The 14,611-nt window shown below is 31.8% G+C and carries 11 protein-coding genes; all 11 read right to left on the minus strand.

The annotated features are described in order from the left end of the window. Nucleotides 1-12: 12 nt before the first annotated feature. A complete protein-coding gene (locus M3183_RS14885; protein ID WP_251470888.1) occupies nucleotides 13-1,749 on the minus strand; it encodes a phospho-sugar mutase in 1,737 nt (578 codons plus the stop codon). 101 nt (nucleotides 1,750-1,850) lie between these two features. Further along, nucleotides 1,851-2,894, minus strand: a complete 1,044-nt coding sequence (locus M3183_RS14890) for an acyltransferase family protein (protein WP_251470889.1) — start codon at nucleotides 2,892-2,894, stop codon at nucleotides 1,851-1,853. Nucleotides 2,895-3,498: 604 nt separating this feature from the next. After that, nucleotides 3,499-4,875, minus strand: a complete 1,377-nt coding sequence (locus M3183_RS14895) for a sugar phosphate nucleotidyltransferase (protein ID WP_251470890.1) — start codon at nucleotides 4,873-4,875, stop codon at nucleotides 3,499-3,501. 75 nt (nucleotides 4,876-4,950) lie between these two features. Beyond that, nucleotides 4,951-6,177, minus strand: a complete 1,227-nt coding sequence (locus M3183_RS14900; RefSeq protein WP_251470891.1) for a polysaccharide pyruvyl transferase family protein — start codon at nucleotides 6,175-6,177, stop codon at nucleotides 4,951-4,953. 33 nt (nucleotides 6,178-6,210) lie between these two features. Beyond that, a complete protein-coding gene (locus M3183_RS14905; RefSeq protein WP_251470892.1) occupies nucleotides 6,211-7,689 on the minus strand; it encodes an MOP flippase family protein in 1,479 nt (492 codons plus the stop codon). Between the two features lie 48 nt (nucleotides 7,690-7,737). Next, nucleotides 7,738-8,958: a glycosyltransferase gene (locus tag M3183_RS14910; RefSeq protein ID WP_251470893.1), complete on the minus strand. Its 1,221-nt coding sequence runs from the start codon at nucleotides 8,956-8,958 to the stop codon at nucleotides 7,738-7,740. Nucleotides 8,959-8,990: 32 nt separating this feature from the next. Next, nucleotides 8,991-10,094 carry a glycosyltransferase family 4 protein gene (locus tag M3183_RS14915; protein ID WP_251470894.1) on the minus strand — a complete coding sequence of 368 codons (1,104 nt, stop codon included), beginning with the start codon at nucleotides 10,092-10,094 and terminating at the stop codon, nucleotides 8,991-8,993. A gap of 34 nt (nucleotides 10,095-10,128) precedes the next feature. After that, nucleotides 10,129-11,337, minus strand: coding sequence for a glycosyltransferase family 4 protein (locus M3183_RS14920; RefSeq protein ID WP_251470895.1), 1,209 nt, complete (start codon nucleotides 11,335-11,337; stop codon nucleotides 10,129-10,131). Nucleotides 11,338-11,386: 49 nt separating this feature from the next. Continuing rightward, complete coding sequence (locus M3183_RS14925; RefSeq protein ID WP_251470896.1) at nucleotides 11,387-12,664, minus strand: glycosyltransferase; 1,278 nt, start codon at nucleotides 12,662-12,664, stop codon at nucleotides 11,387-11,389. 254 nt (nucleotides 12,665-12,918) lie between these two features. Then, nucleotides 12,919-13,539: a sugar transferase gene (locus M3183_RS14930; RefSeq protein ID WP_396953727.1), complete on the minus strand. Its 621-nt coding sequence runs from the start codon at nucleotides 13,537-13,539 to the stop codon at nucleotides 12,919-12,921. 74 nt (nucleotides 13,540-13,613) lie between these two features. Next, a complete protein-coding gene (gene galU / locus M3183_RS14935; RefSeq protein WP_251470898.1) occupies nucleotides 13,614-14,507 on the minus strand; it encodes a UTP--glucose-1-phosphate uridylyltransferase GalU in 894 nt (297 codons plus the stop codon). Nucleotides 14,508-14,611: the final 104 nt, after the last annotated feature.

Here is a 14,611-nt window from a genome sequence, read left to right on the forward strand (position 1 = left end):
CCACCTTTATCCTTACACTTCTAATATCTCATTTACTTTTGTCATAACAACACTTTGAATAAGAGATAATTTCTCCTTACTTCCTTCCATTGAATCACTTTTAACACCAAAATAAAATTTCACCTTTGGTTCTGTACCGGACGGACGTAAACAGAACCATGCTCCATCTGCTAACAAAAATTTCAATACATTTGAACGTGGGAGATCAATTACGGTATCTAATCCATTGGCAAGTCTTTTGGAGGTTAAATAATCCTCAACAGCAGTAACCTTAATCCCAGCAATTTCTGTAATTTTTGCGTTTCTAAATGTATCCATTAAGCTTGAAATCCTTTTAGCTCCTTCTTTTCCTTTTAGAGTAATTGACTTAAGCGATTCTTGATAAAACCCAAACTTCTCAAAAATGGCCATAAGCCCATCATACATAGACATACCTTTTGTCTTGTAATATGCGGCAACTTCAGCTGCAAAAACTGCAGATTGGACGGCATCCTTGTCACGAACAAAGTCGCCAATCAAATACCCATAACTTTCCTCGTAACCAAATAAAAAGATATGCTCTCCTGTATGCAAAAATTCGTTAATCTTTTCACCAATGTATTTAAATCCAGTTAGTGTATTTATTGTCTGAATCCCATAGTACTCGGCAATTGCCTGGCCAATTTCTGACGTTACAATTGTTTTAACCATAGCCCCATTTTTAGGCAAGATTCCTTTAGATTGTTTTTGTGATAATAAATATTCAAGCATTAAAGCTCCCATTTGATTACCCGTCAATACAGTATACTCTCGATCATTATTTTTAACAGCCACTCCTAAACGATCAGCATCAGGATCAGTCGCCATTAAGATATCTGCTGCAATTCGTTTCCCATATTGAATTGCTAATTCAAACGCGGCATGTTCCTCTGGATTGGGTGATTTAACAGTGGGAAAGTTAGCATCCGGAAGCTCCTGTTCTTTCACAACACTTATATTTTCAAATCCAAATGCCTTTAATCCTGCTTGAACCGATTTATTCCCAGTACCATGAAGCGGAGTATAAACAATTTTTAAATCCTTTGCAACTTTTGCCACAATACCTGGATTTAATTGAAGAGACTTCAAATGTTTAACATATTCTAAATCAATTTCTTTTCCTATATAGGTCAACAAACCATTTGAAAGAAGTTCCTGCTCTTCTGCCACTTCTACCCTAAGCTCATTTTCAACAGCATTAACGTAACGAATAATACTATCCGCTGCTTTGGGAGGTATCTGCCCACCATCCTCCCCATACACTTTAAAACCATTGTATTCAGGGGGATTATGGCTGGCAGTTATTACAACACCGGAAAAGGCATTTAAATAACGAACAGCGAAAGATAGAACAGGCGTTGGGTGAAGTTCATCAAACAAATAAGCCTTAATGCCATGTTTTCCGACCGTTTTAGCTACTTCCAATGCAAATTCAGAAGATTTATGTCGGGAATCGTAGGCAATTACGATACCACGTTGCTTGGCATTTTTACCTTCTTCATCAATATAACACGCAAGGCCTTCTGCCGCTCTGCGGATTGTATAAATATTTAAACGATTAATGCCTGGACCTAGCTCTCCCCGCATGCCGCCCGTCCCAAATTCAAGGTGTTTATAAAAACTTTCCTCTAGGGTTCTTTTAATAGTACCAAATTCTAGTAACTTTTCCTTTAAGCCTTCATCCAATTTATCGAATGCAAACCATCTTTCTGCGTTATCTAACCAATTCAAAATAAGCCTCCCCTTTTCATTGATGTAGTATAAACTGTTAATCTGACGCTTTGTATAAATTAGCAATGATTTTATTTTTTTTATATTTAATACTCTTTAAATTATGCAATACTCTTTATATTCGTCGATTTTGATTTTCTCTTGTTATTTAAGGATTTTCCGTTAAAAAGGAAATTCAAGATTGAGAACTTTTTAATTAACCATCCAATTACTAAAGATATACTAATTCCACCAACAATATAAACAACCCAATTAAACTTCAAAAAACTTAGGAGAAAATCATTTATACCCGTAATAATAACAAATCCTATTCCGGCATGGAAAATTAGTATAGTTAGAGATTCCCTACCAAAGTAAGAAAATAACTTAACAATTAGCTGAAACCGAGATAACAATTTAGTTAATTTAAATATTAATAAACTACCGGAGAATCCCCCAAGATAGAAGAAAAAAAGATTCCCATAATCCCTATCATTCATATCAACATGTTTATTTATATAAAAAGAAATTACAAAAATAGCAACTAAGATTATTGTATAATAATCGAAGAACTTCATTCTTTCTAATACCCTGTACTCCTTCAACTTATTACCTACAAGTAGAAATATCTGCGAAACAAGAGCGATATCGAGCCCCCATGGTAAATGGAGTATTTTACTAATCAAAAAGCCAACTACACCTATTAACATAAAAGCTACAACCTGAATAAATATATTATATTTTAATAGGTGCTTTAAAACTAAACAAAAAACTAATTGACAACAAAATAAGCAAACTAGAAACCAAATGGGCTGATTTAATAAACTTGACCCGTTCCCATAAAAAAAACCTAGAATGGGTTTATACCAAATAAAATCTTCATTACTATTTTTAATAGACCTAATACCAATCCACACAAAATAAGATAAAACACAAGCAGAAAAGTATGGTACTAATAAGCTTTGCATACGTAGTTTAAATAAGCCCTTAAAGTTAGATAAATATTTTGAAGTACTAAATAAATAACCAGAAACAATAAAAAATAAAGGCATTCTAAAAGTTTTTAGCACTTCATTAATAAATGATGGCATATCTGTATGCGCTGCTACAACCAAAAAAATAGTTATTCCCCTAATTAAATCTATTTCTACCAGTCTTTTTTTCATTATTTCACCTTACTTTTTAAATTAAAGTGCACTTAATGCCATTGGATACAATTTCTAACCACTTTTATAAGAGCCCTTTACCAAATAAAACTAAATTATGGCTGTTCTTTAGAGTATATAAGATTTTTAGCTCTGCTTGCACTTACTGATTTACCACTAAATAGGGGCTTTGGGAGTATTGAAATTACAAAAGTATAAATGTATAAATATCAAAGTATTCATATAAAACTTTATACTCTTTTAATTAATATCCTGTAAATAAAAGCATTTGTGAAACATGTTACTTATTAAATAACAATTATCCCTAACACAGGAGAAAAAATACGGCATTAACAAGCTACCGATATCTAGGTTCAATCGCATTGGTAAAATTTAACTCCGGTTGATTTACAAAATGGTAAACTTTTATCTTTGAAAAGTTCATTCATTACACTTTTAATACCAATGCAACTTTATAAAAAAATGCATTTTTAATGTATATTTACGTTTGAATGAATATGAAAAATAGAAGTTCTTTTCATTTCAGTCATTTGATCGGATTCCTATAAACTTTAAATCATAATAAATCCCTATTGTAATTAACAAAATAATATGGTGAATTTATTTATTTATTTAATACGTATGCCATTTCTTCAATTTCATCCCATGATAATAATAATCGATGATTATCTTCTTCCACTAATTGAGTCCCCGTTTGCACTTCAATGAATTCCAGGTCTGTAACAGCCTTTACAGCGTGCTTATTACTAATTGGAATATCTACCATGTCACCTGGTCTTATTACCCTGAACTCATCATTTAAAAGAAGAACACCCTCGCCCTTTACAATCGTCCATACTTCTCGACGGTAGTTATGATATTGATAGCTTAAATTCTTTCCTGCAGAAATTTTGATTCGTTTTGTAAGAACTTCTGTATTATCTTCATATACAGTATGCTCAAGAACTCGGTACCATCCCCAACGGCGTTCCTCATACATCGGTCTTTGCTCTAAATTTCCTATCAATTCCTTCACACGTGGACTGGCATCTTTGTCAGTAACTAGGATCCCATCAGGACTGGCTGCAACCAGTATATTAGATAATCCAAGTACTGAAATCGGAATATCTAATTCATTAATAACATGTACATTTTTCGAATCCTTGCTTATATTCGCTTTTCCTAAGATATTAGACCCCATTTCTTCGGTCAAGGTATTCCAGGTACCTAAGTCTTTCCATTCTCCATTATATTGGATTGCAATTATATGTTCTGTCTTCTCAACTACCTCGTAATCAAAACTTATTGTAGGTAGTAAAGAATAATTGGCAGAAAGTTCATCGTAACTTGTTGGTAAACCTTTTTTCTCTAGTAATGAAATTATCTTATTCAATTTAAATGCAAAAACACCACAATTCCATAAAGCTTTTTGTTCTAATAATAATTTTGCTTCTTCTGTTTGTGGTTTTTCTTTAAAGTGACTTACCTTAACAAGGTCTTCAGTTGATTTTTCTACATCGGGAACAATATAACCGTATTTTTCAGATGGAAATGTTGGCTTTACGCCCATTAATGCCAATTCTGCGTTTGAGGACTTTAATGCATCCTCTAAATCTAGTAGTCTAGCAAAAAATTTATCTTCTACATACGGATCAACAGGCAATACCCCGACTATTTCGTCTCGTGATGTATTCCCATAAGTGTATAAATAAGTTGCTGCCAAAGCTATAGCAGGAAAGGTATCCCTTCTCTCCGGTTCTACAACTATAGAAACATTTTGACCAATTTGACTTTGAATCATTTCTACCTGGGTTTTACTTGTAGCAATTACGGCTGATTGGGTTAAACCTAACTTGTACAATTGATTCCAAACTCTTTGGACCATCGATTGTAATTCATTCTCATCATTTCTTAATACTTTCAAGAATTGCTTAGACCTTGCATCATTTGATAATGGCCAAAGGCGTTTACCTGATCCGCCGGATAGTAACACTAGTTTCATAGAAATATTTGCCCCCCAAAAGAATATCTATAAAAGCCTTATTAATATTTGTCATAGGATAATTAAACTGTTTTCTTATTTTTTAAATTCTAATTGATTCATAAAAATCGCAGGTACCTGCGAAGAATCGATGACCTGTGGTATACGCTTTGTTAAATGGTTGACTAAGGAATGACGATTTTCCCAACATTTTTTTGACATTTTCACAAGAATGTCCGGAGTAACATCATTTATATCAACAACATAATCGTTTAACTCCAGCATTTCCATAATCCCTTTTGTCTTATGTTCATAATTAATTGCAACAGTAGGGATATTACTAGCTAAAGCAAAGATATTGGAATGCATTCTTGTACCAATAAACATATCCATTCTTGAATAAAAGTATTTTAATTCCCGAGGGTGAAAATCAAAATCAATAAGTTGTGCATTATTTGAGTTAATACCATCTAAAATCTCTCGACTAATATTTCTATCATCATTAAATGAATTTGGTCCTAAAACCTGGGGCATTAGCAATACTCGTGCTTCATATTGTTTTTCTAAAAATAGAATTGTTTCCTGTATACTTTTTATATACTTATTACGATGGGATCCATGATCCTCCACCTCCGGAAACTTCCAATCCCTTACTGTTAATCCTATAATTGGACCTTTATGAGAAATTCTTAATTCATTTATAATTCTATCCACTTCGTTAGATTTTCTTAGCTCCATATAAAATGCAGAATCAGGCACTACTTCAACTGGTGCCTGTATCTCCATTTCCTTCAAAAGGGAATAAGAAATTTTTTCACGAACATAAATTTTGGTCACTTTATCTAGAACTTTCTTGGTAAGATTCTTAATAATTTTATTGTAAAGCGGCCCAATTGATTGGGAATAAATAACAATAGGCTTTTGATAGTCAATAGCTGTTTTAATTTGGACTAGATGCTGAAGAGTCATAACGCTAAAACCATGTGTTAGAAGGAATCCTCCCCCACAACTTACTACCACATCTGCCCATTCATAATCCGGATCCCTTAACATCGGTTTATTTTTTTTATTTTCTAATATTCGAATCATCTCTATGGCTAACTTTAACTTTTTTAATTTTGTTGTATTATCATCAACTAATATATTGTGTATTGCTTCACCAACAGGTATATCATAAGCTTCCTTATCAACTTCAGGAAAACGAGTTTTCACTTTAATATTACAAAAAGGAATATTTGTCCTTAGTGAATCAACCATAGATAAAATGATTCCTGCATCTCCTTTATTTCTAGAAGAATGCGCGTTAATGATTAGTATATTCAAATTAAATTCACCTATCCTTCCATAATCCATAACTTAAGTATGAAACATATTTGCTTTTAAAAAAGGAATTTTATCTACAACCATTCTCCTTAATTTAACTATAACTTTATCTTTTGACTTTAACGTACATATAATATAAACAACTATCCCAATGATAATTTCAATTATTAATAAGTAAACATTTGAAATTGAGTGTAATAATTTTTCCGATATCCATATAGTAATAAGCATAATCAAGCTTGAAATTAGTGAGAAAGTAAATGTCTTAATGTATAAATAAAAACAAGGCCCCAATACTTTACGGATTAGATAGAAATAACTTAGTCCGGTATAAAAGATTTGAAGAATTAGATAAGTTATTGCTACACCTATAAGTCCCCATGTATACGCTGCAAAAATTATCCCAGGGATTTGTGTAAATAATTTTATTACATTAAATTGAAAACTTATTTTAACTTTTCCTGTTGCCATTAATAAGGAGCCTATTGGATTACCTATCGATCTTAATAAACCCACTCCACAAAGAATTTGTAATAATCGAACACTTTCAATCCACTTCTCACCAAATATAACTGGGATAAATAAGTGTGCGGTTATGAATAACCCAAAAAAGATCGGGAAATTTATAAAACTTACAAGTTTTAAAAGCTGAAGGAAACCTTCTTTTAATCGTTCGGAATCATTTTGAATCTTTGAAAAAATGGGAAAGGTTACTCTAGTTATGATTGGATTGATTTTTGTGGATGGCAAAATAATAATGTTGTTGGCCATTGTATAATAACCTAATGCCGTTGGCCCTAATAGTCTTCCAAGCATTATTGAATCAATTTTAGTATTAAAGTAATTAATCGTGCTCTCTCCCATCTGGTAAAGACCAAAACTCAAAAAAGGCTTCGTATCACTTAATTTAAAATGTCTTTGAGGACGATAGTATTTTCTACCATTAACTAATAACAGCAAAGTTCTAAATGTAACGATAATAAGTTGACCTAATACGAGCGACATAACTCCGAAACCTAAATAGCCTAATATAATTGAAAAGACAACGCCTAAAAAGGTTGAAAGAACCTCTACTACAGCTATAAGGTTAAATTTTAACTCTTTTTGTAACAAAGCACGATATTGTTGTCCAATTGGAGTAATAATAAACATTAGAGCTGTTAAATTAATTAAATTACTTAATCTTGGTTCCCTAAATAGATGCACAATTAATGGAGCACTTATCCAAATAAGAATTGCAATTAAAGCTCCCGATAAAATATTTAACCAGTACAAGCTAGATAACTCTTTTTTTGAAATTTGCTGACTTTGTATGATTGCATTTGATATTCCCATATCAACAAACATATCTGCAAAACCTATAACAACCAATACCATCCCCATTAGGCCAAATACAGTGGAATCAAAAATTCGCCCTAACACTATAAGTTGTAATACTTGCAATATTACAATTGAAATTGTTGAAATAGAAGTCCACTTTACTCCTTTAATAGCTTTTTGTTTTAATGACATAGATCATTCCTCTTAATTCAATTTGTTTTATTATGGATGTAAAAAGTTCTATTGAAAAATTTTCTCTAATCTTTTATTTAGTTTGTTTATATCATGTTTTTCGCTAACGGTTCGTCTAGCTGCTTTTCCGATTTGCTCCCAATTTATGTGGTTATCAATCGCATATGCTATTTTTTTACTTAATGATTCGACATCTCTCTCGGGCACCAGCCATCCATTTTCATTATCTATTATAAGTTCTGGGATTCCACTATGATAAGTGGAAATAATTGGTTTACCCATTGCCATGGCTTCCATTAGAACCACAGGAATTCCTTCCATATCGCCGTCTTTACTTGTAATACTCGGTGCCAAAAACAAATCTGCTTTCTTTAATAATTGAATGATCTCTTCTTGTGTTTTCCATCCTAAAATTTTTATATGATTATTCATATTATTTTCTGTAATTCTTACTTCAAGATCCTGTTTTAAAGGACCGTCTCCTATAATCGAAAGTTCAATGTTATATCCCTTTTTAATAAGTTCTGTAACCGCATCAATTCCATAATGAATACCCTTTTTCTCTACTAGTCGAGCTACTGAAATAATTTTTATCTTGTTTAATTCGTAATTTGGTTTAATAAAGTCAAACTTTTCAAGATTAACCCCCATTGAATGGACACTTATTTTGATAGGGTCACACCCTAGTGATTCTAATTTGCTTTTCCAAAAATAGCTGATTGGAAGAAATTTATCTCCAGTTTTAAATAAATAGTTATAAACTTCACTACCTTTAACATTTAAATAAGTTGTCATATCCAATCCATGAAAGGTCGTATATACTCTACCATCAAGAACACCTATATCTTTAAGGATAGTTGCTAATATTCCATTTGGTCCAAAGTGACAATGTATAATATCATAATTTAGTTTTTGTTTATTTTTCAATAGTTTTACTAAACATAACAATGGTCGGAAGGAAAGTACCTCCTTTCCATATTTAAACATGTTTATAGACTTCACGGTTTTTATTGGATTCTTCAACAATGTTTTTGGAAACAACTTTATTGCTCTTTTTATTCTCACTTCTTTGTTTTGCGGATAATCATAATAAATTGTATTTGCTACTAAATTATACTTTTTTACTTCTTCATGAACATTTTCCTGCACATTAGGTTTTTGAGCTAAAATAGTTACAGAATGTCCTTGGTCAATAAGTCCTGTAATTTGATTTAAAATAAATGTTTCCGATAGTTTAGGAAACTCTCCGACAACGAATAATATTTTCATAGTTCTAGTCATCTCCTAGATTAAATAACATTTTAAGCTTGTAATGATTTATATAGCTGTGAAACTTCAAGAACTAATTTAGACATATTAAACATTTCACATGCATTTCCGTAACCTCTTTGGCATATCTCGAAATACTCTCTTTGATCCATCAAATAATACTTTTCTATTTCTTTAGCAAGGCCTTTCGCATCACATTCTTTTATGATTGATCCGCCAGTAGTGATATTGATTATTTCTGGAGCACCTCCAGAATTAGCAACAATTACAGGTGTTTTTACTATTAGAGATTCAATAATAACCCTACCAAAAGGCTCCTTATCCGAAAAGTTCACAGTAATATCACATTGTTTCATAAGTTCCAATGGAAATTTAGTATATCCATAAAAAATTACATTTTTTGTAATTCTATATTCTTTTACCAAGTCTTGTAGTTTTTTAAAATAATCTTTAGAGCCATCTATTGATGTATCTCCTACAATGACCAACTCCCAATTATTTCCTATATTTTTATTTACTATATTTACAGCTTCTATAATTTCCTCATACCTTTTCCATTCTACAATTCTACCAAAGGTCCCTATTCGAATTTTTTTATTCACTTTAAAAACCTTTTCGTAATCTGGTTCCACCCTATCATTTAAATTAACCCCATTATAAATCACATCACATTTTCCAGAGTGTCTTGCAGAGATGGTACTTTTAACAAAATTAGAGATACAGATAATTTTATGAAAGAAGTATGGAAGTAAGTAGTTATAAAAATTTGAATCAAATCTATCTCTATGATGCCAAATCGTTTTGGATTTGGTAATCATCCTAAGCGGAGCTACATACCATGGTGCTCTCCAACCATTTGCATGAACGATATCAATTTTATTTTTCTTAACAATTTTTCTTAGTTTAAAGACTGTTATTAGGTAGTGTAAACCCAACTTATGTTTTATGCTTTCTAAAGATAGATTAATTTCTTTAAAAGGGACAGCTATTTCGTCTAGGTATTCAGTGCCATTTGGACATACAAGAAAAACGTTATATTCTGATGTATCCAAATGGTTAATTAAATGTATTAAACTCTGCTCAGCACCACCTTTCTTCTTTGAATGTGTAACAAAAAGAACATTTATTTTGTTCATAAAAATTTCCCCTTTAAGTAATTAAAACTAGGTACTATCTAGTAAAGGAATGGATATGTTTAAGCTCTTCAGCATGTTCTCTTAAAATCGACTCAAAAGAATATTTTTCTTTAACGCTATTAAATCCTGTTTCACTAATTTGATTTTTGAGTTTTTCGTCATCTAGGAGCTTTATAATGGCATCAGAAAATTCCTGTGCTGAATCTGCTACTAATAAACTAGAAGGATTCAACTTTATTCCCTCCACTCCAACAGAAGTGGTAACAATTGCTGTTTTCATAGCTAAGGCATTTAGTATTTTTATCCTCATTCCGCCTCCTATCTTTAAGGGAACAATAAAAACGTCCGCTTTAGCAATATAAGGTCTTTCGTCATCTACATAACCAGTTATAGCTATGTTATTTGGATATTCATTGCTGACAGCACGAAGCTTTTCTGGTGGATTTTTCCCTACTATATATAGCTTTATTGCAGGATATCTCTTTAAAATTGTTGGAAATATGTCTTTGATAAACCATGTAATACCATTTATATTTGGCAGCCAACTCATGGTCCCTAAGAATACTAAATTGGGAGGTGTTTCTTTATCAGGAATCGATAAAGGATAATATTTGTCCATGTCTACTCCTGCTGGTAAACTTTTCACATGAACTTCGTTGTTCATTTCTCTCATTCTCATTAAATCTTCTTCTGTAATTGTATAAACAGTTTTAAAATTGTACGTTATATTTGCTTCAAACGAAAAAAGTCTTTTATATTGTAATTTAAAATACATCTTTTTTATAAAATTCTTTTCTTCTTTATAGGCTCTTTCAAAGATTGTACTTTCAACATTATGCTGCCTTAAAATCATTGGTAATTCGAAGCCTTGCTTTTTAAGAAATTCAGCATAGTAAGCCATGTGTAAGTGATCTACATAAATCACATCAATATCGTTATTTTTTAAAACCCTTAATATTTCCTCTTCCATATTTTGATCGATATACTTTGCCATATTATATGGCATTTTCTTAAACAAATTTTTAACAGCCTTAATATAGGAATTAGAATAAGAAATTGGAACTAAATGTTTTTCCATTTTAAATGGCAACTTCATAGCTTCCACATTTTCCTCTTTAAATGAGCATAGTATCACATTATGACCATTACGTATCAACTCTTTAATTGTATTAAATGTTACAATTCTCCCTCCGTCATCAGGTGGATATGGATATAAATGTGTCAGGAATAATATATTTTTCAAAGAATAACACTCCTAATTAACTATTTAAATACAAATAAATTGCACAAGTTTAAGTATTACTAACTTCCTCTTTCCCCTTTAATACTTTAAACCATTTATTGAACATTGCACTTTTTGAAAATTCCTTTTGAACAAGTTTTTTTCCATTACTGGAAATATTGTTATTCAATTCAGTGGATGAAACTAATTGTAAAATACTATTTGCAAATTCAGTCTCGTTATCAGTCACAAACATATCCAAACCATTTGAAAAACTTATCCCTTCTGCCCCTATACTGGTAGAAACAACAGGGACATTATAAGAAAGTGCTTCAATTACCTTTGTTTTTATTCCTGTACCAAAAACTAGTGGGGCTACAAATACTGCAGATGTTTCGACTAATCCTTTTAAATCGTCAACAGGTCCAATAACCTTTACTCCATCATATTTTTTTTCTAATTCTCGGACTACTTGAATGGGGTCCTTCCCAATAATATGAAACTCAATATTATTATTTTGTTCTCTTACAAGTGGAAATATCTTTTCGCAAAAATATAATACAGCAGCAACATTATGTGGTATATCCATTTTTCCAACAAAAACAATCCTATTATTTTCATACCTGAGCCGCTTAGACATATTAAAGTTTACCTCATAAGACATAGGTATCCCAATACAGCTATTAGACTTAGTTTGTTCTTTAAAGCTTTTAGCCTCTTTAGGTGAAGTAAATATAAGGCTATTAAATTTTGTAGCAATTTTAATTTCGTATTTCTTTAATAACGCACTTTCAAATTTTAGTATCTGCTTTTGTATCCATTTTCCACTTATTAAGTGTTGAACTGATTTTGGAAAGTTAGATGCTACCCCTCCCAAAATGGAAGGAATATAATCGATATACTTAATTTGTCTCGAATATCTCAAGGATAATAAATCATCATAATTCATTATTAATTTTCCACTAAAGTTCTTAGGGATGTATGGCGCAACTCTAACCATATCATAAATTATGTGTGTTGGATGCTCGTTCTTAATCAAGCTTAATAAGGTGTTATTTGTTTTCCTACTATAATATAATGAAACTTGTAATGGCCACTGCCTCAATATAAGTGAATAAAATAAAATATTAAATATCTTTTCTAAGAAGCTTGGGCGTTTCAATTCTTTAACTTTAGAGATTTTTGTAGGTATATTTTTTAAATACTTTTCGTCGTCCACAAATGATGCATTAATTACTTCAATATTTTTATCAATCTCTTTAATAGTTTGAATATATTGCATTAATATATTTTTTCTCCCATCGTTCGCTGGAAATGGTAATTTATTTGTAATAAATAGTATCTTCAAAATTACTTTCACCTCATCTAAATTTAGGAAGTAATTGCACTGTACCAAAAATAAATATCTAAAGATAGGACATGAATATTCCATATTCTATCTTTAGATATTTATAAATAGAGACAATTGTGACAAAAACCAGTACACAGCTAATTTATTAACAGTACTAACAAAAAGAAGAAGGATGGATTCACCATTGATTTAGATGAAATCCACCATATCTACTGAAGTTGAAAATTTTCAAATCTTTTATCTGCACTGCATTAATAAGCGTTTTTTGATCCAAATAATACTAATACTGTTTTTAATATTATTTTAATATCAAATAGTATTGAACGATTCTGGATATATAGTAAATCTAGATCTACCATTTCTTTAAATCCTACACTATTTCTACCACTAACTTGCCAAAGTCCTGTGCACCCTGGAGTGACCAATAAACGCTGCATATCATACTCTGTGTACTCTGCCACTTCTCTAATAAGTGGTGGACGAGGACCTACTAGACTCATATCTCCTTTAAGGACATTGAATAGTTGAGGTAGCTCATCAATACTTGTCTTTCTAATAAATTTCCCTACTTTTGTAATTCGGGGATCGTCTTTCATTTTAAACATCGCACCAGAAACTTCGTTATATTTTAACAATTCTTTTAGCTTCTCCTCAGCGTTGGAAACCATCGAACGGAACTTATACATTTTAAATTCCTTTCCATTTAGTCCAACTCGTTTTTGACAAAAGAATATGTTGCCTTTAGGATCCTCCAATTTTATTAAAATGGCTATAATAATAAATAAGAAACTAAGAAGTATGATTCCTAATGAAGCACCAATAATATCAATTAATCGTTTTGAGAAAAGATAAGTTTTCTTCTTACTGACAATTTCGTGTTGCTTTTGCTTTAAATAAGAACTATCCTGATTAGCTAAATTATCCAACCTTGACCCCTTCCTTCTCTTTATACCAATACTTCTTTTTTATTAATAGAAGATACTAGATTTTGCAAGTAATCTAGCATGTCATCACGAAGGTCATCATGCTTTAAAGCAAACTCAATCGTTGTCTTGACAAAGCCAAACTTTTCACCGACGTCATACCGCCTGCCTTCAAAATCATAGGCAAATACTCTTTGAATTTCATTAAGTTTTTGAATCGCATCCGTTAACTGAATCTCCCCGCCTGCCCCTGTTTCCTGCCGGCTAAGAAACTTAAAAATTTCTGGGGTCAAGACATACCGCCCCATTATCGCTAAATCTGATGGTGCTGTACCTTGTTTTGGCTTTTCTACAAATTGACTTACTTGATAGCGTCGCCCTTCTTGAGTTAATGGATCAATAATTCCATATCGATGTGTTTCTAATTCAGGAACATGCTGAACACCAATAACTGAAGATAGAGTTTCCTCATATTGACTGATTAATTGGCTTAAACATGGTGTATCACCTTGGACAATATCATCACCTAATAGTACAGCAAATGGCTCGTCGCCGATAAAGTTCCTAGCGCACCAGACAGCATGTCCAAGTCCTTTAGGTTCCTTCTGGCGGATATAATGGATATCTGCTAGATTCGTAGCATATTGTACCCGATCTAATAAATCGTATTTTCCTTTTTCAATCAAGTTTTGCTCTAATTCTAAATTATTGTCAAAGTGGTCCTCAATTGCCCGCTTCCCCTTGCCGGTTACAATAATAATATCCTCAATACCAGAAGCTACCGCCTCTTCAATTATATATTGAATAGTCGGTTTATCGACAATTGGTAGCATCTCCTTCGGCATTGCTTTTGTTGCAGGTAAAAACCTTGTCCCAAGCCCAGCAGCAGGGATAATTGCTTTTCTTACCTTCTTCACCTATATTCCCCCTTTATTGTATTTCGTTTTTCTAAATAAAACTTCAAAAAAATAAATACCTAATGGAAATGTAAATGTTTTCACACATATTCTTTCATTAGATA

This window comes from Neobacillus mesonae (assembly GCF_023715155.1).
Taxonomy (GTDB): domain Bacteria; phylum Bacillota; class Bacilli; order Bacillales; family Cytobacillaceae; genus Neobacillus; species Neobacillus mesonae_A.